The sequence below is a fragment of the Streptomyces seoulensis genome (assembly GCF_022846655.1).
Lineage (GTDB): Bacteria > Actinomycetota > Actinomycetes > Streptomycetales > Streptomycetaceae > Streptomyces.
The window spans coordinates 3,967,270-3,989,170 of sequence record NZ_AP025667.1; the positions used below are offsets into that span (position 1 = coordinate 3,967,270).

Here is a 21,901-nt window from a genome sequence, read left to right on the forward strand (position 1 = left end):
AGAAACCGGCCGACTGCATCCGGTGGGCCACGGCCGGCATCCGGACCCGGCGGCTCAGCCGGCCACGGCGTCCGTGCCGCGCGGCCTGCCGCCTTCCGCCAGCGCGTCGGCGGCCCGGCTCCGGCAGGCCCGGAAGCGCTGCAGGTACGACCGCGCCATGGGCCCCGGCGGCACTCCTCGGGCGAAGGCCCGCATGTTCCGTTCGCCCGCGTTGTAGCCGAGGGCGAGCAGTTCGTCGCGGCTGTACTGGCGCACATGGCGCCGGGGAAGGACCCGGTCGAGGTCGCCGAGGTGCAGGGCCGCCACGCGGACGGCGAACGCGGGGTCGTCCCGCAGGTCCTGCCACCGGCCCGACAGGCCGTGCGCGCGCCGGACCGACTCGAACGCCGCCCGGTGCATGTTGGCCACGCCGAAGGACGCGCCGGGCTTCCACCACTGCCAGAGCCGTTCGAGCAGCGGGTGGTGCGGTTTGTACGCCTCGTTGTGCAGCACGGTCATCAGCAGTACCGGGGAGACCCCGGCCGCCTCGGCGGCACGCGCCACGGTCCCGGCGTAGTCGGCCGGATCGTAGCCTCCGGGCAGCAGGGGCGGCGTCGGGGCACCGCTGCGTCCGTCCGCTGCCGAAGTCGGTCCTCTACCCATGCCCACGGCCCTCTTCCCCTGCCACCAGCCGGACGGCGGCGCGCCCGCCGTCCCGTGGCCTCCAAGTGCCCGTGCGCCGCGGGCTCAATCCCTCCCGGTCCCCTGCCGGGGTGCGGTGCGGCCGACTCCCGCGTACACCCAGTACTCCGTCGGATTGTCCGGCAGCGCCCCGGCCGGGTCCGGACGCCACAGCGGGACGTGGACCAGGCCGGGCTCCGCGAGGTCGAAGCCGGTGAAGAGGCCGAGGATCTCGTCGTGGGAGCGGGCGGTCACCGGGGAGGTGGCGCGGGACCGGTAGAGCTGCCCGACGGCGGCGGCCGTGTCGGGGCGGTCCTGGTTGGTGGCGTGGGACATCGCCAGCCAGCTCCCCTCGGGCAGGGCGTCCCGGAAGGCGCCCACGATGCCGCTGGGGTCCTCCTCGGGCGTGATGAAGTGCAGGATCGTGATCATCAGGACGGCGACGGGCTGCCCGAAGTCGATCAGCTTGCGCAGCTTGGGCGAGTCCAGGATGTCGGCGGGCCGGCGGATGTCGCCGTCGACGATGTCCGCGTGCGGGTTGTCGGCGAGCAGGGACGCGCTGTGCGCCACGGCCACGGGGTCGTTGTCGACGTACACCACGCGGGCGTCCGGGTCGGCCGCCTGTGCCACCTCGTGGACGTTGCCCTGGGTGGGGATGCCCGAGCCCAGGTCGATGAACTGCCGCACCCCCGAGTCGATCAGGAAGCGCACGGCACGGCCGAGGAAGTCCCGGTTGGCGCGGGCCAGGGTGCGCACCTGGGGGTCGATGGCGGTGAAGGCGGCCACCGCCTCCCGGTCTATGGCGAAGTTGTGCTGTCCGCCGAGCATGGCGTCGTACATCCTGGCCACGCTCGCCTTGTCGGGCTCTGCGCCAAATCCCGTGACCGCGCTGTCGGACATCGCAACTCCCGTCTCCTGCACCTCACTTGACGGGTCATCATATAGTTGCCCGCAACGACGAGCGACGCCCCGCCCTCCTGCCGCGCGGCCGTCGTCCTCACCCCCGGAAAGGCACGACTCTGCGGAACGACCCGCGCAGCCGCATGGACGAATCACCCGCCGCCCGGCCCCGGCCGCGCCGGCAGCTCCTCTCCCCCGCCGCCGACGCGATCGGCTCCGCGCTGGATCTGCCGCTGACCGGCAGCCAGTTCACGCACGCGCTGACGCCCGCCTTCGCCGACGCGGCCTCGGTGTACCTGCTGGAGCGGTGGCGCCGGGGCGAGAGCGCGGGCGCGACCGCCGACCCGCCGCGTATCGAGGCGCACCGGCTGGCGCTGCGGGTGGGCGCGGACGCGCGCGAGGACTGGGAGAAGCTGCTGCCGGTCGGCGAGGTGATCGTCTTCCCCCGCGAGACGCCGTACGCCCGTGCGATGACCTCCGGGCAGGCGCAGTTGCTCGACTCGGTGGACCCGCACACCTCCGCGCGGCTGATCGCCTCCGGCAGCGGGGACGCACGGGTCGGTGAGCTGCTGCGGACGGCTTCCTTCCTCGTCGTGCCGCTGCGGCTGCGGGGCGTCGCCATCGGCTTCGTCGCCTGCACCCGCGGGCCGGACCGGGCGCCGTTCGCCTCCGCCGAGGCGGCGGCCGTGGAGGCGCTGGCGGCACGGGCCTCGGTCGCGCTGGACAACGCCCGCCGCTACGAGCACGAGCGGCGCACCACCCTGGCCATCCGGGGCAGCCTGCCGTCCGGGGCGCTCCGCAGTTTCGAGGGCTGCCAGGTCGGCCACGGCTCCCTGCCCGCCGGACAGGACACGGTGATCGGCGGCGACTGGTACGACGCGCTGCGGCGGCCGGACGGCCGGATCAGCCTGATCGTGGGCGACGCCATGGGCCACGGCCCGGAGTCCGCCGTCGCCATGCTGCAACTACGTACCGCCGTGCGGGCGTTCGCCGGATTCGACATACCGGCGGTCGATCTCGTGCGGCGGCTCGACGCGCTCGCCCATGACACGCCGGGCGCCTCCTTCGCCACCTGTGTCTACGCCGAGTGGTCGCCGGAGGAACACACCTGCACCGTGGTGAGCGCGGGCCATCCTCCCCCGCTGCTGCGCGGCCCGGACGGCAGGACCGCCCCGGTCGCCCTGACCGAGCCCGGACTCCCCCTGGGGCTCGGCACGGGCCACTACGAGGCGACGGTGTTCACCGTCCCCGAGCCGGCTCTGCTGGTGCTCTACAGCGACGGTCTGGTCGAGTCCCGCGACGCCGACATCGACCACCAGATCTCCCGCCTGGCGGGCTCCCTGGACGCGGCCGTCGCCGAGCTGGGCACCGACCTGCCGGCACTGTGCGAGCACCTGCTGAACAGTCCGTCCGGCACGAGCGGCGCGGACGACCGCACCCTGCTGCTGGCCGCACTGACGCCCGCCGGGACCTGATCCGCGTCAGGAACTCAGCGTCGCCCACACCGCGTTGCCGCTGGTGAGCCTGGAGCGGTCGACGCCCCAGAAGTCGGCGAGCTGTTCGACCAGCAGGAGCCCGCGGCCGCCCTCGTCGTCGGGGCCCGCGTCGCGCCGGGAGAGGCCCTGGCCGGAGTAGTCGTGGTCGTGCACCTCGATGCGCAGGCGTCCGGCGCCGACGAGGCCGATGCCGCACAGGATGCGCACGCTGGAGGTGTGCAGGACCGCGTTGGTGGCGAGTTCGGACACGAGCAGCACGGCGTCCGCGCGCAGCTCTCCGGGCAGCAGCCACCCGGTCAGCCGTTCCCGCATGGAGCGGCGGGCGATCCTGACGCTGGAGTGGTGCGATCGCAGGGTGATCCAGTGCGTGTGGTCCGGGTCGGCGATGTCCAACAGGTCGGGTGAGGAGGTCGTGGTGGGGGGCACGGTGGTTGCCTTCCGTGAGGCGGTCACTCAAGTAACTATGCTCGCAACTGAGTTCAGGCTGCAACCGACTCCCTGATAATTACAGAGAGCCGCTATCCGTCTGGTTGATTCACCAACTCCCTGTCACACTCGTACGAGTGACAGCCCATCAGGAGGTAGGGCGTGAGTGAAGGCCGTTCGAGCGCGGGCAGCACCGGCAGTGCGCCCACCGTGCTGCGCATGGTCCTGGGCCGCAGGCTCCAGGAGCGGCGCCAGGAGGCGGGCGTCTCCCTGGACGAAGCGGCCCGGGCGCTGAGGGTCACGTCCCTGACCATCCGCCGGCTGGAGAAGGCGGAGGTGGCGCTCAAGCCCCTCTACGTGGAGAAGCTGCTCGACACCTACGGCGCCGACCGGCAGGAGCGGGACGAGTTCGTCGCCTTCGCCGAGCGGGCCAACGAGCCCGGCTGGTGGCACGCCTACCGCGATGTGGTGCCGGGCTGGTTCAGCGCGTACGTGAGTCTGGAGACCGGCGCCAAGACCCTGCGCACCTACGAGCCGCACTACGTGACGGGACTGCTCCAGACCCACGCGTACGCGCGCGCCGTGCTCGGCGGCGGTTTCCCCAACGACGGCGACGAGGATCTGGCGCGCCGCGTGGACCTGCGGCTGCGCCGTCAGGCCCTGCTGGAGCGCGCCGACTCGCCGACGCTGTGGGTCGTGATGGAGGAGGCCGTCCTGCACCGGGCGGTGGGCGGACCCGAGGTGATGCGGGAGCAGATCGAACGGCTGCTGGAGCTCTCGGAGCTGGACCACGTCAGCGTCGATGTCGTCCCGTTCACCGCCGGTGCCCACGTGGGCGCGTGCGCGCCGTTCACGTACTTCCGCTTCGAGGAGCCGGAGCTGCCGGACATCGTCTACAGCGAGATCCTCTCCGGCGCGATGTACCTGGACCAGCGCTCCGACGTCGTGGCCCATCTGGAGGCGCACAACCGCATGTCCCTGCTGACCTCCGACGCGCAGAGCAGGGCGCTGTTGAACCGCATGCGCAAGGAGTACTCATGACCACCATCGACGACCGTGGCCACGCCTACAACGGGATGCCCGCCTCCGACCTCGGCGAGCAGGGCTGGGAGTCCCCGTGGAGCGGCCCGAACGGCGGCCAGTGCGTGCAGACCAAGCAGCTCGCCGACGGCCGGGTGGCCCTGCGCCAGTCGACCGACCCCGCCGGACCCGCGCTGATCTACACCCCGGAGGAGATCACCGCGTTCGTCGCGGGGGTCAAGCGGGGCCTCGCCGACCATCTGACCACCGGCTGACTTCTCCCCCCACGCACACACCGAAGAGGAACAGGATGACCGACTCACCCGCGGCGCGGGACATCGACACCAGCCGGCCCCACTCCGCCCGGATGTACGACTACTACCTGGGCGGCAAGGACCACTTCGAGACGGACAAGCACGCCGCGGAGGCGGTGGCGTCGGTCTATCCCGGCATATTCGTGTGTGCCCGCGAGAACCGCGCCTTCATGCACCGCGCCACCCGGGTCCTCGCCCGGGAGCACGGCATCCGGCAGTGGCTGGACATCGGCACCGGCATCCCCACCGAGCCGAACCTGCACCAGGTGGCCCAGTCCGTGGTCGCCGACGCGCGGGTGGTGTACGCCGACAACGACCCGCTCGTCCTCAAGTACGCCGAGCGTCTGATGCGCAGCACCGCCGAGGGCCGCACCGCGTACATCGAGGCGGACGTCAACGATCCGCAGTCGCTGCTGGACGCCCCCGAGCTGACCGACGTCCTGGACACGGAGCAGCCGGTGGCGCTGTCCCTGAACGCCCTGATGCACTTCGTGCCGGACGACCGGGACCCGTACGGCATCGTCGGCCGGCTGCTGGACGTGCTCCCCTCCGGCAGCGCGCTCGCCCTGAGCCACTGCACGCCCGACTTCGACGCGTCGACCTGGCAGAAGGTCACGGACATCTACACCGGCGCCGGGACCCCGGTGCAGTTCCGCTCCCGCGCGGACGTGGCGCGCTTCTTCGACGGGCTGGAGCTGCTGGACCCCGGTGTCTCGGTGGGCCACCGCTGGCGCCCGGACGCCGAACCGGCCGCCACCGACGCGGAGGTCAGCCTGTGGACCGCGGTGGGCATCAAGCCGTAGTACCGGCGGCCGGAGAAGACGGAACGCCCCCGTGCCGGGTCGGCAGGGGGGGCGTTCCGTGGTGCGCGGCCTCGCGCGGGTCAGAACTTCGGGACCGGAGCCTGGGCCTGGACGATCTCCGCGGCCTCCTTCTCCGTCTCCACCGCGGGCGGCGAGCCAGCGAGCGGCTTGTTGGCCGTCTCCTTCATGCACAGCACCGCGACGACACCGACGACGGCGGCCGCGGTGGCGTAGTAGGCGGGCATGAGGTTGGTGTGGAAGACGCTGATGAGGTAGGTGATCACCAGCGGGGTCGTGCCGCCGAAGATCGAGGTGGCGAGGTTGTAGGCCACTGAGAGGGAGCCGTAGCGCACCTGGGTCGGGAAGATCGCCGGGAGCGCCGCCGACATCGTGCCGAGCATCGCCACCAGGGACAGCCCCATCATGAGCAGGCCCACGGCGATGAGGACGACGCTGCCCTGCCGGATGAGCAGGAAGGCCGGCACGGACAGGAAGAAGAAGCCGAGCATCCCCGCCATCAGCAGCGGCTTGCGTCCGAAGCGGTCGGAGAGCCGGCCGACCTGGCTGATGACGCACATCTGGAGCACCATCACCAGCAGCAGGATCAGCAGCCCGTGGTTGGTGGGGTAGCCCAGCTCGTCCGACAGATAGGTCGGCATGTACGACAGCAGCATGTAGTCGGTGATGTTGTACGCCGCGACGAGCGCGAGGCACAGCACCAGCGGCCGCCAGTGCCGGGTGAAGATCTTGCCCAGGTCGGCGGTGGCCGAGGACTCCACCGCGTCGGCGGCGTCGCTCGCGTGGACGTTGCCGCCCTCCAGCTTCTGGAAGGCCGGCGTCTCGTCCAGCTTGAGCCGCAGGTAGAGGCCGATGAAGCCGAGCGGGGCCGCGACCAGGAAGGGGATGCGCCAGCCCCAGTGCAGCATCTGGTCGGCGCTGAAGACGGTGTTCAGGACGACGACCAGGCCGGAGGCCCCGACGTATCCGGCGAGCGTGCCGAACTCCAGGAAGCTGCCGAAGAACCCGCGCCGCTTGTCCGGGGCGTACTCCGCGATGAAGGTGGAGGCGCCGCCGTACTCGCCGCCGGTCGAGAAGCCCTGGATCAGCCGGAAGAGGATCAGCAGGGCCGGGGCCCACATGCCGATCGCGGCGTGCGAGGGGATCAGCCCGATGGCGAAGGTGCCCACGGCCATCAGGATCATGGTCATGGACAGCACGCGCTTACGGCCGATCCTGTCGCCGAGCGGCCCGAAGACCATGCCGCCGAGCGGGCGCACCAGGAAGGCCACGGCGAAGGTGGCGAAGGAGCTGAGCAACTGCACCGTGTCGTTCCCCGAGGGGAAGAAGACCTTGCCGAGGGTCGCGGCGAGGTAGCTGTAGATGCCGAAGTCGTACCACTCCATGGCGTTGCCGAGGGCGGCGGCCTTGGTGGCCCGCTTCACGGCGGCCTGATCCGTCACGGTGATGTCGCTGCGGCGCAGCTTGGGGTTGCGCCGTCGCTCGATCGCGCGGAACAGCACACGGTGGCGTCTGACCGCACCGGGATCCACCGGATCTTCGTTGTCGAGGGCCGCCATGGGTGTTCCTTTCGCCGTACTCACGTCCAGGCAGAACACCTGCACCGTCATCGCCCGCTCAAACGATCCTCTTCACTGCGCGCCCGGGCTGCTACCGAGGGTGATCGAAAAGGGGCCGTACGAGTGCCGGGCGGCCTGCCGGGGAACTCGATCGCCCGGTGCTGTGTCCCCGGCGAGAGGAGCCCTGGTGACTGCGTCGGCATCGACGGCGGGCGGCGGGCGGCCGGCCGCCCCCGAGGACGGATACGAGCCGGACCCACGCCGGTGGCGGGCCCTGTGGGTGACCCTGGTCGCCGGTTTCATGAGTCTGCTGGACGTCACGATCGTCGCGGTCGCGCTGCCCACCATCCAGCGGGACCTGCACGCCACCCCGGCCGAGGTGCAGTGGGTGGTGTCCGGGTACGCGCTCACCTTCGCGCTCGCCCTGGTCACCGCGGGCCGCCTGGGCGACGCCCTGGACCGGCGCCGGATCTTCCTGCTGGCGCTCACCGGGTTCGTGCTCTTCAGCGCGGCCTGCGGCGCGGCGCCGGACATCACCCTGCTGGTGCTGGCCCGGCTCTGCCAAGGGCTGGCGGCCGGGTTCATGGCGCCGCAGAACTCGGCGCTGATCCAGCAGATGTTCCGGGGCGCGGAACGCGGCCGTGCCTTCGGCCTCTTCGGCGCGACCGTGGGCATCTCCTCCGCCATCGGCCCCATCACCGGCGGCGTCATCCTGGCCCTGGCCTCCGGCGAGCAGGGCTGGCGATGGATCTTCTACGTCAACGTCCCCATCGGCCTCCTCGCCGTCCTGCTGGGCCGGCGGCTGCTGCCCCGCGTCCAGCGGTCGGGGCGGGGGCGCGTGGACGTGGTGGGCGTGCTGCTGCTCGGGACCGGGGTGCTGGCGCTGATGTATCCGCTGGTCCAGGCGGACTCCGGCGGGATCGGGCGGCTGTGGTGGCTCTTCCCGGTCGCGGTCGTGCTGCTCGGCGCCTTCGTGCTGTGGCAGCGGCGCCTGGTGGCCCGTGAGGCCCAGCCGCTGCTCGATCCGCGGCTGTTCACCACCGTGCGCGGCTACGCGGTCGGCGCCGGGGTGGGCACGCTGTACTTCGTCGGCTTCAGCGGCGTCTGGCTGGTGTTCGCGCTGTTCTACCAGCACGGCCTCGGCTACTCCCCGCTGAAGTCGGGCCTCGCCGTGACCGCCTTCGCCCTCGGCTCGGCGAGCGCGGCCGTGCTCGCGGGGCGGCTGGTGGAGCGGTTCGGCCGGGTGCTCACCGTGTGCGGCCTCACGGGGGTGATCGCCGGGCTGGGCGGCACCGCGCTGCTGCTGCGCTTCGCGCCGCTCGGGATCGCGCCCTGGGTGGCCGCGCCGGTGCTGTTCATCGGCGGGATCGGCAGCGGTTTCGTGGTGTCCCCCAACATCACCATGACCCTGCGGGACGTACCGGTGCGCATGGCGGGCGCGGCCGGGGGCGCCCTCCAGACCGGGCAGCGGCTCGGTGCCGCGGTGGGCACCGCGGCGCTGCCGGGCCTCTTCTACGTGGTGCTCGGCGACACCGGCGGCAACTACCGCACGGCCCTCGTGGCCGCGCTGGCCGGCATGGCCGCCTCGCTGGCGCTCGCCGCCTTCGACTGGCGGCGCGACCGGCCGACCCGCCGCTCCCGCGGGAAGTGCCCGGACGAGGTCGCCAACAACCCCGTGCACGCCCGGCACACCTGAGCGGCACCACGGGTTCAGTCGGCGGAGAGGACCATCTGCCGGGCCAGGCGGTGGGCCTGGGCGAGCAGGGCGCCGTAGACGGCGACTCCGGCGGGGTCGTCGCTGGTGGTGCGGACCAGGTCCTGGCGCAGGGTCTGCAGCGTCTCGCGCATGTCGTGGACGGCGTCGCGCAGTCCGTCCTCGGTCGCGGGTCCGAAGCGGCTGTTGCTGTACAGGCGCAGCGCGTGCGCGGTCAGGCTGAGGTAGCGGGCGTAGTGCCGGGCGAGTCCGGCGTCCAGCCGGGGGGCCGCGTCCTCGTCGGAGACGGTCTCCAGGACGGTGCGGGTGACGCCCGCGGTGTGCACGGCGGCGTACTCCAGGACGGTGGCCGCGTCGTCGTAGCCCCGGCCGGCGTCCGCCACGGCCTTGGGGAGGTGGCGCAGGTTGATGCGCCGGCTCTCCTGGTTCCAGCCGACGGCGGCCTTGGCCTGCTCGACCAGGGGGTGGAGCCGCACGGCGCGGTCGTGCCAGCCGGTCGCCTCGTCCGCGTCCAGGCGTCCCTCGGCGAGCCCCTCGGCCACCTCCTGGAGGATGTCGTGGGCCTCGTCGGCGGTGTCCTGGAGCAGGGCGCGGGCGTCGCGCAGGTAGACGGGCGGCCGGATCAGGGCGTTGACGGCCAGGCCGACCACCGCGCCGAACAGCGCCTCCCCGAGCCGGGCCGCGGAGGTGACGACGGAGAAGGGTCCGGCGGTCAGGGTGAACAGGGCGCCGGTGGCGGCGTAGATGCCCTGGCTGCCGAGCCGGTGCCACTGGCCGAGGAGCAGCACCACCGGCAGTACGACGGCCATCGCGGCCTCGGTGTGCGGGAGCGCGAGTCCGACGGCGGTGGCGACGACGGTGCCGGCGGCGATCGCCGCGAGCTGCTGGAGGCCGTGGGTGAGGGAGCGGTAGACGGTGGACTCGACCAGGACCACCGCCACCCAGGGCGCCACGAACGCCACCGGCGCCTGGAGCCACCAGCCCGCCACCGCCCAGGCCACCCAGGCGGCCAGCGCCGCCTTGAGCGCCTGGGCCACCAGGTCCCGCTCCCGGCTCGGGCCCGCCCAGGCCCGCCGGGCACCCTCCAGGGCCGTCGAGAGGTCCGCCGTCAGCGCTTGCCACGTCGCTCGTATCCCTCGCACACCCGGCCGGGTGCCACACGCAGGCGCATGTCATGCCCGGCGGGAGCGCCCGGAGTCGCGGTCAGGTGGTGGAGGTGGGCAGGCGCAGGGCGATCAGGGCCACGTCGTCCTCGGCGTCCGGGGCGAGGCCGGTCAGCAGTTCCTCGCACATGACGTCCAGGTCCTGGTCGACCAGGGCGGCCGCGTGCTGGCGGAGCCGGGTGAGGCTGTGGTCCAGCGACTCGCCCCGGCGTTCGACCAGGCCGTCGGTGTAGAGGAGCAGGGTCCCGCCCGGCGGCAGGTCGGCGCCGGCGCCCACCCGCTCGGCCCCGGGGTCGACGCCGAGGACCATGCCGCGGCCGGCGTCCAGATACGTGGTGTCCCCGGCCGGGGTGATCAGCAGCGGCGGCAGGTGTCCGGCGGAGGCCCAGTCCAGTTGGTACCGGCCGTGCTCCGGGCCCTTGAGCAGGGCGTAGACGCAGGTGGCCGTCTGGTGCGGGTAGAGCGCGGCCATCGCCAGGTCCAGCCGGCGCAGGATGCGGCCGGGCGGTTCCTGGCGGTCGCAGGCGATGCCGCGCAGCATGTTGCGGATCTGGCTCATGGCCACGGCGGCCTGGAGGTCGTGGCCGGTGACGTCGCCGATGATCAGCGCGGTGTCGCCCTGGGGCAGCACGAAGCTGTCGTACCAGTCCCCGCCCACCTGTGCGGACGAGGTGGCGGGGGTGTAGCGGGCGGCGATGCGCAGACCGTCGATGACCGGCAGGCGGGGCAGCAGGGAGCGCTGCAGCCGCTCGGCGATGTTCTGCACCTCGGCGTGCAGCCGGGCGTTGTCCACCGCGAGGCCGACCCGGCGGGCCAGCCCCTCCACCAGTGCCAGGTCCCCTTCCCCGAACGGCGGCCGCTCCGGTCCGCGGACGAGGGTCAGCGCGCCGAGCGCCCGCCGCCGGGCCCGCAGCGGCGCGACGACGCCCGAACCGCCGCCCAGCCGCCGGAACAGCTCGCTGTTCAGCGCGTGGAACGGGTCGGTGGTCTCCTCGTCCGGCGCGAACCGGTCGGCGGACAGCAGCAGCGCACCGGCGCCGCGCAGCACCCGCGACCACGGGTCGTCGGAGTCCTCCCCCACGCCGGGCAGCAGCCCGGTCATGCCGACCAGCGGGATGCCCTGATCCCGGTGCGTGACGCAGACGCGCTCCACGTGGCCGCCCTCGTCCACGAGGTCGCCCACGCTCCAGTCGGCGAGCGCCGGTACGAGCACCCGGCACACGCGGCGCATCCCCTCTTCCGCGTCGAGCGTGCTCGCCAGCACGGCGGCGGTCTGGTCCAGCAGCGTGAGCCGGTCCAGCGCCTCCTGCAGCGCCGGTTCCACATCGGAGCTGTCCATGCAGGGCACGTACCCGGCCCGTGCCGGACCGCACCGGGCGAGAGCCGTTCGGCCCATGGGGGCCGGGAGGCCGGGCCGGGCGGAAAAGATCTCTCCCCGGCCCACCGGGACGCCTAGGCTGCGCCGCTATGACCACTTCACCGGACGCCGCTGTCCGACCGTTCCGTATCGCCGTCCCGGAGAGCGAGCTGGCGGATCTGCGCGACCGCCTCGACCGCACCCGCTGGCCGGACGAGCTGCCGGGGGCCGGCTGGGACCACGGCGTCCCGCGTGACTACCTGCGCGAACTGGCGCACTACTGGCGGCACGAGTACGACTGGCGGGCGGCGGAGGCCCGGCTGAACGAGTGGCCGCAGTTCATGACCACGATCGACGGCGCGAACGTCCACTTCGCGCACATCCGCTCCCCGGAGCCGGACGCCACCCCGCTGATCATCACCCATGGCTGGCCCGGCTCGTTCGCGGAGTTCGAGCGGATCGCGGGTCCGCTGACCGATCCCCGCGCGCACGGCGGCGACCCGGCCGACGCCTTCCATCTGGTGCTGCCGAGCATCCCCGGCTTCGGTTTCTCGGGCCCCACCCGCGAGAGCGGCTGGGAGTACCGCCGGGTCGCTGCGGCGTTCGCGGAGCTGATGGACCGCCTGGGCCACGAGCGTTACGGCGCCCAGGGCGGCGACTGGGGCGCGGCCGTCTCCCGCGAGCTGGGCCGCATCCGCCCCGAGCGGGTCATCGGCGTCCATCTGAACCTGATCCCCGGCGCCGGCGCGACGACCGAGCCGACCGGGGAGGAACTCGCCGTGCTGACCCCCGCCGAGCGTGAACGCACCCTCGCCTCATGGGAGCGGATGAAGGAGTGGAGCCGGGAGAGGCAGGGGTACGCCGACATCCAGTCCACCCGCCCGCAGACCCTCTCCTACGCCCTCACCGATTCCCCTGTCGGCCAACTGGCCTGGATCGCGGAGAAGTTCAAGGAGTGGACGGACTCGGTGGACCGCCCGGAGGACGCCGTCGACCGCGACCATCTGCTCACCGACGTGATGCTCTACTGGCTGACCGGGACGGCGGGTTCCTCCGCGCGCATCTACTACGAGCGTGCGCACGCCGACCAGGCGGGTCTGCCGCCCGAGCCCTCGCGGGCGCCGACCGCGTACGCCGCGTTCCCGCGCGAGAACTTCCTCGTGCTGCGGCACGTGGCGGAGCGGACGAACCACATCGTGCGCTGGACGGAGTTCGAGCGGGGTGGCCACTTCGCGGCAATGGAGCAGCCGGAGCTGCTGGTCGGCGACATCCGGGAGTTCTTCCGGAAGTTGGGCTGAGGGGGCGGTCCAGTCGGACTGAGGGGACGGCCCAGTCGGGCTGAGGGGGCGGCCCGGTCAGGCTCGCCGGGCGCGGCCGCCTTGGCGGAGGCGGGCGCGCCCGGCGAGCGGTGGATGTCACCTCGCTTCCTCTTCCTCCTCGTCCTCCTCTTCCTCTTCGTCCTCGAAGTCGTCGTCCTCGTCGGGGGCTTCGTCGTCGTACTCGCCCTCGTCCTCTTCCTCGTCCTCGTACTCCTCCTCGTCGCCCTCGCCCTCTTCGTCCTCGGCGGCCTCGTTCTCCTCCTCCTCCACGGCCTCCTCGTGGGAGCGGACCACCTCGCCGTCGCGGATCTCGCCGCGCCAGCCCTCCAGCTCCTCCGGGTCGGCGAAGCTGACGTAGCGCTGGAAGTTCTTGAAGTCCAGCCGCAGGCGGCGGCCCTGGGCGCGCCAGATGTTGCCGGTCTTCTCGAAGAAGCCGGCCGGGGAGTACTCGACGACGAGCACGACGCGCGTCAGTTCGGGGGCCAGTTCGTGGAAGGTGACACAACCGCGAGTGGTGCCCTTGGCGCCCTCGGAGGTCCAGACGATCCGCTGGTCCGGGACCTGCTCCTGCACGGTCGCCTTGTAACTGCGCTTGGAGGGGCCGACCTTCAGCTTCCAGTCGCTGGTGACCTCGTCGCTCTGCGAGACGCTCTGCACGCCCTTGGTGAAACCGCTGAACTCGTCGTACTGGGTCCAGTGGTCGTAGGTGGTGCGCAGGGGCAGTCCGATGTCCAGCACCTCGATGATGTTCATCACCTTGGCGCTGCCGGACTTCCCCTTGCTCCCGCCGCCGAACAGGCCCTTGGCCTTGTCCATCACCTTGTCCTTGACGTCCCCGGCCTTCTCGGCGACTATCGCCTTGAACGGCGACTCGCCCTGGAGAATGCGGCTGCCGACGCCCTTGATGAAGCCACCGCCTCCACCGCCGTCACCACTGGCCGTGTCGAGGAGCTTCTGGGTCAGGCCCGTCAGCTTCTTCCCCGTCTTGCCGACGAGGTTTTCCGCCTGGGCGCCCAGGTAGTCACCGACTTCGCTCCGCAGCATGTCCAGGCCTGAGCCGGCACCGTCCTTGACGTCTTCCTTGCCTGCCATGGCCTACCTCCGACGCCCGGTGGTCTTCTTGGCGGCCGACTTCTTCGCCGGAGCCTTCTTGGCGGGAGTCTTCTTCGCGGCGGTCTTCTTGGCGGCCGTCTTCTTGGCGGGGGCCGACTTCTTGGCGGGCGCCTTCTTCGCCGGAGCGGCCTTCTTGGCAGGGGCCTTCTTCGCGGGGGCCTTCTTCGCCGGTGCGGCCTTCTTGGCCGGGGCCGACTTCTTGGCGGGCGCCTTCTTCGCCGGAGCGGCCTTCTTGGCAGGGGCCTTCTTCGCGGCGGGCCGACGGCGCGGTGAGGGCTTCTCGGGCTCCTCCTCGGGCTCTTCCTCCTCTTCCTCCTCTTCCTCTTCTTCTTCCTCCTCCTCGGGCTCTTCTTCCTCTTCCTCCGGCTCCTCTTCCTCGTCCTCCTCGTCCTCCTCGAACTCCTCGTCCTCCTCTTCCTCGTCCTCGGGTTCCTCGTCCTCAGCTCGCGGCTCCTCTACCTCCTCGTCCTCCTCCTCGAACTCCTCGTCCTCCTCAGGCTCCTCGGCCTCGTCCTCGAACTCGCCTGCCTCCTCCTCGGCCTCTTCCTCCTCCGGCTCCTCGGACTCCTCCAGCTCCTCGCCTTCCTCCTCTTCGGCCTCCTCCCCCTTCTCTTCTTCAGCTTCCTCCCCCTTCTCCGTCTTCTTGCCGATGCGCTGCGTGCGCTCGCGGAGGGACTCGGCGAGGCCGCCGAGGCGGCGGTCGGCGGTGGCGGTGAGCGCCGTGCGTCCCGCGTTCAGCAGTTCGCCGCGGATCTGCTCGTTCAGATCGGCGACGCCCGGTATCTCGCCGAGTTTGCCCATCCCCTCGGTCAGGAGCGCCTGCGGATTGAGTCCCGTGCGCCGTCCGGCGAGGTACGTCGCCAGGGCGAAGGCGAGGCGTCCCTTCTTCGTACGTCCGAGCACGTAGCCACCGGCGACTGCGGCGGCGAGAGCGACTTTGGTGGTGTCATTCATGAACCGGTTCCCTTCGTAAAGGGTCAGGGGAGAAACGGGGTTCCGGCCGGCACCCCGACCCGGCCCGCGATCGAGGAAGAAGGGATCGCACGCACCCTGCGCCGCGCCGAGGCTCGGGGAGAGCGGCACACGCGGTTCCGGTGGCACTGGGGGCCGACCGACTCTGATGCGACGTATAACCCTATATGCTGAAATTGTATGTTCATGCGTGGAATCTGGCGCCCGCTCCGACAACCGGAGAGACCATGGCCGCAAGCGAAGAGCCCGCCAAGCGACGGAGCAGCAGCGGTGGCGGCACCAGCCGGCGTCCGGCCGGTGAGGCGCGCCGCCGCCCCGCCAAGGGCCCTGCCTGGGCGATGCGGACCGCCGCCGAGCAGTTGACGGAACTGATCGGCCGAGCACCGGAATCGGTCTCGGCGCTGAAACCGACGAACGACGGTTGGGAGGCCGACGTAGAGGTGCTCGAACTGGAGCGGGTACCCGAGACGACCAGCGTGATGGCGACCTACCGCGTCACCCTCGACAAGGAGGGTGACCTCGTGTCCTACGAGCGCACGCGCCGCTACACCCGGGGGCAGATCGACCGGCGCGGCTGAGCCCGCGGCCGGTGAAGGGAGGCACCATGACCGTGGTGCCGCAAGGCGGAGGCAACGTCAGCCGCGGCGGCGGCGGGGGCAGCCTCTACGACGTCCTGGAGCTCATCCTCGACCGCGGGCTGGTGATCGACATCTTCATCCGCGTGTCGCTGGTGGGCATCGAGATACTGAAGATCGACGCTCGCATCGTCGTGGCCAGCGTCGACACGTACCTGCGCTTCGCCGAGGCGTGCAACCGGCTCGACCTGGAAGCCGGGCGCAAGGCGCCGGCCCAGTTGACCGACATCGTCGGCGACACCATGGAGAGCGGCGCCAAGGGCAAGTCCAAGGGCGCGCTGAGCGGGGCCGCCGAAGCGGTCACCGACTCCCTCAAGGCCGTCACCGGCGGTGACAGCGACGAGGAGGACGAGGAGGAGGAGCGGGAGCCCGCACGGAAGCGGCGGCCTGCCAAGCGCACCTCCAAACGGACTTCGACCCGCGAGAGGGAATGAACCATGGGCGTCTACGTCTACTCCGTCACCGACAAGCAGCATCCGCTGCGCCTCGACGACCTGCGCGGCGTCGGCGAGTCCCCCGGCCCGCTGCGGGCGGTGACCGCCGGGTCGCTGTGCGCGGTGGTCAGTGACGCGCCCGAGGATCTGCGCCCCAAGCGCCGCGATGTCGGGGCGCACCAGGAGGTGCAGGAACGGCTGATGGCCGACGGCACCGTGCTGCCCCTGCGGTTCGGCCTGGTGGCGGCGAGCGACGACGAGGTGCGGGCCGCGCTGGAGGAGCGGGCCGAGGACTACGCCGACCGGCTCCGGGAGCTGGAGGGCTGCGCCGAGTACCACCTGAAGGTGTCCCAGGACGAGGAGTCCCTGCTGCGTCAGATCCTCGCCGAATCGCCGCAGGCGCGGCAGCTCAACGACGAGATCCGGGCCGGGTCGGACGACCCGTCCGCGCCCGTACGGCTCGGTGAGCTGGTGGCGCAGGAGGTGCAGGCCCGCCAGGAGGCGCTGGCCGCGGGGGTGGTGGAGGCGCTGCGTCCGTTCGCACGGGACCTGGACTCCTCGCAGCCGACCGGCTCGGACTTCGTCAGTGTGTCCTTCCTGGTGGCCGACGATCAGGAAGAGGCTTTCCTCACCACGGAGTTGAGTGTCGCCCATCAACTGGGCGAGGGGTTCGACTTCCGGCTGAACGGCCCGCTTCCGCCGTACAGCTTCGTCTGAGATCCGAGGGACGTCATGGGCCTGTTCACCCAGATAGTGACCCTCCCCCTGGCACCGGTGCGCGGTGTCGGATGGGTGATGGAACGCGTCCTGGAGGCGGCCGAGGACGAGTACTACGACCCCGCGCCCGTCCAGAGCGAACTCGCCGCGCTGGAGAAGCAGTTGCTCGCCGGGGAGATCGACGAGGAGACGTTCGACCGGCGCGAGGACGAACTGCTCGACCGGCTGGAGGAGATACGGAACTTCCGGCAGAACCGACAGCCCTGATCCGGCACGAGGGAACACGAGGCCACCATCGTGAGTGAACCACTGGGCAACCGGCTCGGCTCCAGCCCGTCGCGGGCGGCGCCGGCGTACGGGCAGGGCTCGTCCGCCAATCTCGCCGACATCCTCGAACGCGTCCTCGACAAGGGCATCGTGATCGCGGGTGACATCCAGATCAACCTGCTCGACATCGAACTGCTGACGATCAAACTCCGGCTGCTGGTCGCCTCCGTGGACAAGGCGAAGGAGATGGGCATCGACTGGTGGGAGCACGATCCCTCGCTGTCCTCACGGGCCAGGAACGAGCACTCGCTCGCCGAGGAGAACCGCCGCCTGCGGGAGGAACTGGCCTCCCTCCGGGAGCCGGAGGAGCTTCTCGAGGCCGAGCCGGAGCTGCTCGACGAGGAGGAGCCCGAGGAGGAGGAAGAGGAGGAAGTCGAAGAGGCCGAGGTGGAGGAGGAGCCCGAGGAGGAAGAGGAAGAGGAGGAAGTCGAAGAGGCCGAGGTGGAGGAGGAGCCGGAGCCCGAGCCGAAGCCGCGCCCCGCCCGCCGCCGGAAGCGGAGCCGCGATGAGTGACCTCATGACGTACGTGTACGGCGTGACCCGCGCCGACGACGCGCTGGCGGACCGGGTGGCCGCGCTGGAGGGCGTGGTCGGCGCCCCCGTGCATCTGGTGCCCGGCGGCGACGGCCTGGTGCTGGTGGCGAGTCAGGTGCCGGCGGAGGACTTCCGGGAGCAGACGCTGCGCCGGCGCCTGGAGGACCTGGACTGGCTGACGGAGGTGGCACGTGCCCACCACGGGGTCGTGGAGGCGGTCGCCGCGTACACCACCGTGCTCCCGCTGCGCCTGGCCACCGTCTACCTCGATGACGCACGGGCACGCGAAGTACTGGACAGCGGACGGGAGTTGTTCGCCGACCGGCTGGCGCGGCTCTCGGGGCACGTCGAGTGGGGCGTGAAGGTCTACGTGGACCCCTCGGCCGCACCCGAGACACCCCCCGCCCCCACCGAGGCCGAGTTGAGCCCCGGCCGCTCGTACCTGCGCGGCCGCAGACAGCAGCAGCGGGTGCGGGACACCGTCCACGAGGCGGCCCAGCGGGCGGCCTCGGGCATCGAGGCGGCGGGGCGGGAGTACGCCACCGAGCGGGCCCGGCACCGGGTGCAGCAGGGCACGCTCGCCGAGGCGGCGGGCGAGAACGTCGTCAACGACGCCTATCTGGTGCCGCTGGAGAGCGGCGAGGCGTTCCGGGCCGAGGTGGCGCGGGCCGCCGACGGGCTGGCGGGAGTACGGATCGAGATCACGGGCCCGTGGGCGCCGTACTCCTTCGCCATGGCGTCCGAGGAGACCGGCGGCGACGCGGCGGGGGCCGGGCCGTGAGCACGCCCGACCGGCCGGCCGCCGACGAGCCGCTGGCGCAGCGGCAGGTCGCCCTCATCGACCTCCTGGACCGCCTGCTGAGCGGTGGGGTCGTCCTCACCGGCGACGTGGTGCTCTCCATCGCCGGCATCGATCTGGTGCGGGTCTCGCTGCGGGCGCTGATCGTGTCCATCAGCTCGGAGGTGCCCTCCCCGTTCGCGGAGACGAGATCGATCGCGCAGCGGGGCGGACATGACGGCTGAGAAGGAGCGGGGCGGGCCGGAGCGGCGCAGGGCCGAGGTCGCGGCGGCCGCCGAGCGGGCCTTCCGGCTGCTGCCCGCCGCGCCCGGCGACCTGGCACCCTCCGGCGAGCGGGCGCCCGCCCCGGCACGCCGGATCACCGCCGATCCCGACACGGTGGAGCGGGACCTGATGAAGCTGGTCCTCACCCTGGTCGAGCTGCTGCGTCAGCTCATGGAACGCCAGGCGCTGAACCGCGTAGACGAGGGCGATCTGACCGAGGAGGAGGAAGAGCGCCTGGGCGCGACGCTGATGCTCCTGCACGACCGCATGACCGGGCTGTGCGCGCGGTACGGACTGGCGATGGAGGACCTCAACCTCGATCTCGGCCCGCTGGGCACGCTGCTGCCGCCCCCGGAGTGAGGGCGGCAGCGGCGGCGGGGGTCACTCGTGCCAGTGGGTGGGCTTGGTGCCGGGAGGCGGGTTGCCCGGTTCGAGCCGGACCACGAACCCCTTGGAGGTGGGCTGGTTGCTGATCTCTGCGACGCTGTCGAGCGGGATCAGCGGCTGCACCTCCGGGTAGTACGCGGCCGCGCACCCTCGGCTGGTGGGGTAGGGGATGACCTCGAAGCCGTTCACCCGGCGGTCGACGTCGTCGTGCCAGACGCCGATGATGTCGACGAACTGACCTCTGACCAGCCCGAGATCGACCATGTCCTCGGGGTTGATCATGATGATGTTGCGGCGCCCGTGGATACCGCGGTACCGGTCGTTGTTGGTGTACGGGATGGTGTTCCACTGGTCGTGCGAGCGCGTGCTCTGCAGGACCAGGTGGCCGGGGGGCGCGGCGGACATGTCCCACTGGTTGACGGTGAACATGGCCTTGCCGGTGGCCGTGGCGTAGACGCCCTCGTTGACCGGGTTCGGGAGCTTGATGCCGCCGGGCCGGGAGACGCGCCGGTTGAAGTCGAAGAAGCCGGGGATGATCTCGGCCACCCGGTCGCGGATGTTGCCGTAGTCGGCCTCGAACTCCAGCCAGGGGATGTCCACCCGGTCACCGAGGGTGCGCTCGGCCAGGCGGCACAGGATGGCCACCTCGCTGAGCAGCAGCCGGGAGGCGGGGCGGAGCTTGCCGTAGGAGGTGTGCACCTCGCTGGAGGTGTTCTCCACGGTGACGAACTGGACGCCGCCGGCCTGGATGTCGATCTCGGTGCGGCCCAGGCAGGGCAGGATCAGCGCGGTCTCGCCGGTGACGGTGTGCGCCTTGCTGAGCTTGGTGGAGATCTGCGCGGTGACCTTGCAGCGGCGCATGGCGGCGTCAGTGACGTCGGTGTCGGGGGCGGCCCGTACGAAGTTGCCCGCCAGCGACAGGAACACCTTGACCTTGCCCTCGGCCATGGCCTTGACGGCCTTCACCGCGTCGTAGCCGTGGTGGCGGGGCGGCTCGAAGCGGAACTCGGACTTCAGCGCGTCCAGGAACTCGTCGGGCATCTGCTCCCACACGCCCATGGTGCGGTCGCCCTGGACGTTGCTGTGCCCGCGCACGGGGCTGGCGCCGCAGCCGATCCGGCCCAGGTTGCCGCGCAGCATCAGGAAGTTGACGATCTCGCGGACGGTCGGCACGCCGTGCCGCTGCTGGGTGACACCCATGGCCCAGCAGACGATGACGCTCTTGGCGTGCATGACGTAGTCGTGGGCCTCCTCGATCTGCTCCCTGGTGAGCTGGGTGGCCTTGAGGATGTCGTCCCAGGAGATGCTGCGGGCGTGCTGGGCGAACTCCTCGAAGCCGGAGGTGTGGTCGGCGATGAAGTCGTGGTCGAGCACCGTGCCGGGCGCGGCCTCCTCGGCCTCCAGCAGCAGCTTGTTGAGCCCCTGGAACAGGGCCAGGTCACCGCCGCTGCGGATGTGCAGGAAGAGGTCGGAGATCTTGACGCCGTCGCCGATCACGCCCCGGATCTGCTGCGGGTTCTTGAACCGCATCAGGCCGGCCTCGGGCAGCGTGTTCACCGCGATGATCTTGCCGCCGTTGTCCTTGCACTCCTCCAGCGCGGACAACTGGCGCGGGTGGTTCGTCGCCGGGTTCTGGCCGACCAGGAAGACCAGGTCGGACTGGTAGATGTCGTCCAGCGAGACGGTTCCCTTGCCGGTGCCCAGCGTCTCGTGCAGGCCGAAGCCGCTGGTCTCGTGGCACAGGTTGCTGCAGTCCGGCAGGTTGTTGGTGCCGAAGGCGCGGGCGAAGAGCTGGAGCACGAACGCCGACTCGTTGCTGGCCCGGCCCGAGGTGTAGAAGCACGCCTCGTCCGGCGAGTCCAGGGCCTTCAGCTCGTCGGCGAGCAGGTCCAGGGCGTCGGCCCAGCTGATCGGCTCGTAGTAGTCCGAGTCGGCCCGCTTGATCATGGGCTCGGTGAGGCGGCCCTGCTGGTTGAGCCAGAGGTCGGACTGCTCGTTGAGCCAGGAGACGGGGTGGGCACGGAAGAACTCACGGGTGATCCGGCGCCCCGTGGCCTCGTCGTTGATGTGCTTGGCACCGTTCTCGCAGTACTCGTTCATGTGCCGGTGACCCGGTGCCGGGTCGGCCCAGGCGCAACCCGGGCAGTCGATGCCGCCGACCTGGTTCATGGTCAGCAGCGTCGTCGCCGTGGTCTTCAGCGATGCCTCGTCGAGGGAGTACTCCAGGGCGTGCGTCACCGCCGGGATGCCCGCCGCCCACTTCTTGGGCGGGCTGACGGTCAGCGGCTCGTCGGGCTCGTGCTTCGGCGCCTTCTTCATGGGTGATGCCTCTCGCTCTGTCCTGCGGGACGCAGGGGGCCGCTCGGTCGTCCGGCGTCGCGTGTCGGCTCGGGGTCAGCCGACGGGCCACTTGGGGACGCGGCTCCTGGGCGGGTCCGGCTCGGAGGGCGAGACCCGGCCGTTGTGGATGGAGCCCCGCCAGGCGCCGCTGGCGTCGCCGAGACCCTCGATGAACTCCTTGAAGTTCTCGAGCGACTCGTGGACGAGCTTGCGCGCCCGCTTCGCCGAGTCCGGCAGCCGGCCGCTGAGCCCGTGGGGCTCGATGTGCATGCTGATCGTGATCACGGTGCGGTCCGGTGCGGCCTCGCGGAAGGACACGTCGCCCCACAGCCAGGGGTCACGGCCCACGCTTCGCCAGGCGATCAGCTTGTCCGGCTCCTGTTCCACGATCTCGGCCATGAACTCCTTGCTGAAGAGTCCCGTCTTCACCTTCCACCGGGTCATCGCGGGGCCTACCTGATCCACGCGCTGCACGGCGGTCATGATCCGGGGAAAGCTCTTGAACTGGGTCCACTGGTCGTACGCGGTGCGGACGGGTACTCGGACCTCGACCGACTCTTCGATACTGCTCATGGTCCACCTGCTTCCAGGCACGGATGAATCCAGTCTTGCCGGACCCCGCACCCGTCG

The 21,901-nt window shown here is 71.4% G+C and carries 24 protein-coding genes; 14 read left to right on the top strand and 10 right to left on the bottom strand.

Annotation, left to right across the window (positions count from 1 at the left end; all coding sequences use genetic code 11):
• Positions 1-54: 54 nt before the first annotated feature.
• Complete coding sequence (locus HEK131_RS18270; protein WP_244336185.1) at positions 55-642, bottom strand: lytic transglycosylase domain-containing protein; 588 nt, start codon at positions 640-642, stop codon at positions 55-57.
• An 84-nt stretch (positions 643-726) separates the two neighbouring features.
• A complete protein-coding gene (locus HEK131_RS18275) occupies positions 727-1,560 on the bottom strand; it encodes an SAM-dependent methyltransferase (protein ID WP_217463631.1) in 834 nt (277 codons plus the stop codon).
• A gap of 143 nt (positions 1,561-1,703) precedes the next feature.
• On the opposite strand from HEK131_RS18275, the gene HEK131_RS18280 reads away from it, so the two are divergent.
• A complete protein-coding gene (locus HEK131_RS18280) occupies positions 1,704-3,035 on the top strand; it encodes a PP2C family protein-serine/threonine phosphatase (RefSeq protein WP_244336186.1) in 1,332 nt (443 codons plus the stop codon).
• Between the two features lie 6 nt (positions 3,036-3,041).
• Here the strand turns inward: HEK131_RS18280 and HEK131_RS18285 are convergent, their stop codons facing one another.
• Positions 3,042-3,482: an ATP-binding protein gene (locus tag HEK131_RS18285; RefSeq protein WP_217463633.1), complete on the bottom strand. Its 441-nt coding sequence runs from the start codon at positions 3,480-3,482 to the stop codon at positions 3,042-3,044.
• A 162-nt stretch (positions 3,483-3,644) separates the two neighbouring features.
• Here HEK131_RS18285 and HEK131_RS18290 point away from each other — a divergent pair, with 162 nt between their 5' ends.
• Genes HEK131_RS18290 through HEK131_RS18300 form a run of 3 tightly spaced genes read left to right on the top strand, consistent with a single transcriptional unit; the run spans position 3,645 to position 5,619 of the window.
• Positions 3,645-4,523, top strand: a complete 879-nt coding sequence (locus HEK131_RS18290; protein WP_244336187.1) for a helix-turn-helix domain-containing protein — start codon at positions 3,645-3,647, stop codon at positions 4,521-4,523.
• The gene (locus HEK131_RS18295; protein WP_161146777.1) at positions 4,520-4,777 is read left to right on the top strand and encodes a DUF397 domain-containing protein; all 258 of its coding nucleotides are present in this window, start codon (positions 4,520-4,522) and stop codon (positions 4,775-4,777) included. The genes HEK131_RS18290 and HEK131_RS18295 overlap by 4 nt, the downstream gene beginning before the upstream one ends.
• A 35-nt stretch (positions 4,778-4,812) precedes the next feature.
• Positions 4,813-5,619 (top strand): SAM-dependent methyltransferase, encoded by an 807-nt coding sequence (locus HEK131_RS18300; RefSeq protein WP_244336188.1) that lies wholly within the window; start codon positions 4,813-4,815, stop codon positions 5,617-5,619.
• Between the two features lie 80 nt (positions 5,620-5,699).
• On the opposite strand, the gene proP is transcribed toward HEK131_RS18300, so the two are convergent.
• Positions 5,700-7,196: a glycine betaine/L-proline transporter ProP gene (gene proP / locus HEK131_RS18305; protein WP_244336189.1), complete on the bottom strand. Its 1,497-nt coding sequence runs from the start codon at positions 7,194-7,196 to the stop codon at positions 5,700-5,702.
• Between the two features lie 187 nt (positions 7,197-7,383).
• On the opposite strand from proP, the gene HEK131_RS18310 reads away from it, so the two are divergent.
• Positions 7,384-8,892, top strand: coding sequence for an MFS transporter (locus tag HEK131_RS18310; RefSeq protein ID WP_244336190.1), 1,509 nt, complete (start codon positions 7,384-7,386; stop codon positions 8,890-8,892).
• A 14-nt stretch (positions 8,893-8,906) separates the two neighbouring features.
• Here HEK131_RS18310 and HEK131_RS18315 read toward each other — a convergent pair whose 3' ends face one another.
• Together HEK131_RS18315 and HEK131_RS18320 are read right to left on the bottom strand one after the other, a co-directional pair.
• Positions 8,907-10,043 carry an FUSC family protein gene (locus tag HEK131_RS18315; RefSeq protein WP_244452059.1) on the bottom strand — a complete coding sequence of 379 codons (1,137 nt, stop codon included), beginning with the start codon at positions 10,041-10,043 and terminating at the stop codon, positions 8,907-8,909.
• A gap of 70 nt (positions 10,044-10,113) precedes the next feature.
• Positions 10,114-11,412 carry a PP2C family protein-serine/threonine phosphatase gene (locus HEK131_RS18320; RefSeq protein ID WP_244336191.1) on the bottom strand — a complete coding sequence of 433 codons (1,299 nt, stop codon included), beginning with the start codon at positions 11,410-11,412 and terminating at the stop codon, positions 10,114-10,116.
• 128 nt (positions 11,413-11,540) lie between these two features.
• Here HEK131_RS18320 and HEK131_RS18325 point away from each other — a divergent pair, with 128 nt between their 5' ends.
• Entirely contained in the window at positions 11,541-12,728 is a 1,188-nt protein-coding gene (locus HEK131_RS18325) for an epoxide hydrolase family protein (RefSeq protein WP_244336192.1), read from the top strand.
• A gap of 117 nt (positions 12,729-12,845) precedes the next feature.
• Here the strand turns inward: HEK131_RS18325 and HEK131_RS18330 are convergent, their stop codons facing one another.
• Both HEK131_RS18330 and HEK131_RS18335 read right to left on the bottom strand, forming a co-directional pair.
• Entirely contained in the window at positions 12,846-13,841 is a 996-nt protein-coding gene (locus HEK131_RS18330; protein WP_217463639.1) for an SRPBCC family protein, read from the bottom strand.
• A gap of 3 nt (positions 13,842-13,844) precedes the next feature.
• The gene (locus tag HEK131_RS18335; protein WP_244336193.1) at positions 13,845-14,816 is read right to left on the bottom strand and encodes a histone protein; all 972 of its coding nucleotides are present in this window, start codon (positions 14,814-14,816) and stop codon (positions 13,845-13,847) included.
• Between the two features lie 245 nt (positions 14,817-15,061).
• On the opposite strand from HEK131_RS18335, the gene HEK131_RS18340 reads away from it, so the two are divergent.
• From HEK131_RS18340 to HEK131_RS18375, 8 genes are read left to right on the top strand one after another with little or no spacing between them, the layout of a single operon-like run.
• The gene (locus HEK131_RS18340) at positions 15,062-15,412 is read left to right on the top strand and encodes a gas vesicle protein (RefSeq protein ID WP_217463641.1); all 351 of its coding nucleotides are present in this window, start codon (positions 15,062-15,064) and stop codon (positions 15,410-15,412) included.
• A 26-nt stretch (positions 15,413-15,438) separates the two neighbouring features.
• On the top strand, positions 15,439-15,903 hold the full coding sequence (locus HEK131_RS18345) for a gas vesicle structural protein GvpA (protein WP_217463642.1): 465 nt from the start codon (positions 15,439-15,441) through the stop codon (positions 15,901-15,903).
• 3 nt (positions 15,904-15,906) lie between these two features.
• Positions 15,907-16,620, top strand: a complete 714-nt coding sequence (locus tag HEK131_RS18350; protein ID WP_217463643.1) for a GvpL/GvpF family gas vesicle protein — start codon at positions 15,907-15,909, stop codon at positions 16,618-16,620.
• Between the two features lie 15 nt (positions 16,621-16,635).
• Entirely contained in the window at positions 16,636-16,887 is a 252-nt protein-coding gene (locus HEK131_RS18355; RefSeq protein ID WP_217463644.1) for a gas vesicle protein GvpG, read from the top strand.
• Positions 16,888-16,917: 30 nt separating this feature from the next.
• Positions 16,918-17,460, top strand: coding sequence for a gas vesicle protein (locus HEK131_RS18360; RefSeq protein ID WP_244336194.1), 543 nt, complete (start codon positions 16,918-16,920; stop codon positions 17,458-17,460).
• The gene (locus HEK131_RS18365; RefSeq protein ID WP_244336195.1) at positions 17,453-18,262 is read left to right on the top strand and encodes a GvpL/GvpF family gas vesicle protein; all 810 of its coding nucleotides are present in this window, start codon (positions 17,453-17,455) and stop codon (positions 18,260-18,262) included. The genes HEK131_RS18360 and HEK131_RS18365 overlap by 8 nt, the downstream gene beginning before the upstream one ends.
• On the top strand, positions 18,259-18,504 hold the full coding sequence (locus tag HEK131_RS18370) for a gas vesicle protein (RefSeq protein ID WP_244336196.1): 246 nt from the start codon (positions 18,259-18,261) through the stop codon (positions 18,502-18,504). The genes HEK131_RS18365 and HEK131_RS18370 overlap by 4 nt, the downstream gene beginning before the upstream one ends.
• Positions 18,494-18,904 (top strand): gas vesicle protein K, encoded by a 411-nt coding sequence (locus HEK131_RS18375; RefSeq protein ID WP_217463648.1) that lies wholly within the window; start codon positions 18,494-18,496, stop codon positions 18,902-18,904. Before HEK131_RS18370 ends, HEK131_RS18375 begins: the two co-directional genes overlap by 11 nt.
• A 21-nt stretch (positions 18,905-18,925) precedes the next feature.
• Here the strand turns inward: HEK131_RS18375 and HEK131_RS18380 are convergent, their stop codons facing one another.
• Positions 18,926-21,250 (bottom strand): FdhF/YdeP family oxidoreductase, encoded by a 2,325-nt coding sequence (locus HEK131_RS18380; RefSeq protein WP_244336197.1) that lies wholly within the window; start codon positions 21,248-21,250, stop codon positions 18,926-18,928.
• Between the two features lie 75 nt (positions 21,251-21,325).
• Positions 21,326-21,844, bottom strand: coding sequence for an SRPBCC family protein (locus tag HEK131_RS18385; protein WP_217463650.1), 519 nt, complete (start codon positions 21,842-21,844; stop codon positions 21,326-21,328).
• Positions 21,845-21,901: the final 57 nt, after the last annotated feature.

Excerpts from the sequence above, each read along its gene's own strand:
- HEK131_RS18270 (WP_244336185.1), bottom strand. The coding sequence starts at position 642 with ATGGGTAGAGGACCGACTTCGGCAGCGGACGGACGCAGCGGTGCCCCG.
- HEK131_RS18275 (WP_217463631.1), bottom strand. The coding sequence starts at position 1,560 with ATGTCCGACAGCGCGGTCACGGGATTTGGCGCAGAGCCCGACAAGGCG.
- HEK131_RS18280 (WP_244336186.1), top strand. The coding sequence starts at position 1,704 with ATGGACGAATCACCCGCCGCCCGGCCCCGGCCGCGCCGGCAGCTCCTC.
- HEK131_RS18295 (WP_161146777.1), top strand. The coding sequence starts at position 4,520 with ATGACCACCATCGACGACCGTGGCCACGCCTACAACGGGATGCCCGCC.
- HEK131_RS18300 (WP_244336188.1), top strand. The coding sequence starts at position 4,813 with ATGACCGACTCACCCGCGGCGCGGGACATCGACACCAGCCGGCCCCAC.
- proP (WP_244336189.1), bottom strand. The coding sequence starts at position 7,196 with ATGGCGGCCCTCGACAACGAAGATCCGGTGGATCCCGGTGCGGTCAGA.
- HEK131_RS18320 (WP_244336191.1), bottom strand. The coding sequence starts at position 11,412 with ATGGACAGCTCCGATGTGGAACCGGCGCTGCAGGAGGCGCTGGACCGG.
- HEK131_RS18325 (WP_244336192.1), top strand. The coding sequence starts at position 11,541 with ATGACCACTTCACCGGACGCCGCTGTCCGACCGTTCCGTATCGCCGTC.
- HEK131_RS18330 (WP_217463639.1), bottom strand. The coding sequence starts at position 13,841 with ATGGCAGGCAAGGAAGACGTCAAGGACGGTGCCGGCTCAGGCCTGGAC.
- HEK131_RS18335 (WP_244336193.1), bottom strand. The coding sequence starts at position 14,816 with ATGAATGACACCACCAAAGTCGCTCTCGCCGCCGCAGTCGCCGGTGGC.
- HEK131_RS18340 (WP_217463641.1), top strand. The coding sequence starts at position 15,062 with ATGGCCGCAAGCGAAGAGCCCGCCAAGCGACGGAGCAGCAGCGGTGGC.
- HEK131_RS18345 (WP_217463642.1), top strand. The coding sequence starts at position 15,439 with ATGACCGTGGTGCCGCAAGGCGGAGGCAACGTCAGCCGCGGCGGCGGC.
- HEK131_RS18350 (WP_217463643.1), top strand. The coding sequence starts at position 15,907 with ATGGGCGTCTACGTCTACTCCGTCACCGACAAGCAGCATCCGCTGCGC.
- HEK131_RS18355 (WP_217463644.1), top strand. The coding sequence starts at position 16,636 with ATGGGCCTGTTCACCCAGATAGTGACCCTCCCCCTGGCACCGGTGCGC.
- HEK131_RS18365 (WP_244336195.1), top strand. The coding sequence starts at position 17,453 with ATGAGTGACCTCATGACGTACGTGTACGGCGTGACCCGCGCCGACGAC.
- HEK131_RS18375 (WP_217463648.1), top strand. The coding sequence starts at position 18,494 with ATGACGGCTGAGAAGGAGCGGGGCGGGCCGGAGCGGCGCAGGGCCGAG.
- HEK131_RS18380 (WP_244336197.1), bottom strand. The coding sequence starts at position 21,250 with ATGAAGAAGGCGCCGAAGCACGAGCCCGACGAGCCGCTGACCGTCAGC.
- HEK131_RS18385 (WP_217463650.1), bottom strand. The coding sequence starts at position 21,844 with ATGAGCAGTATCGAAGAGTCGGTCGAGGTCCGAGTACCCGTCCGCACC.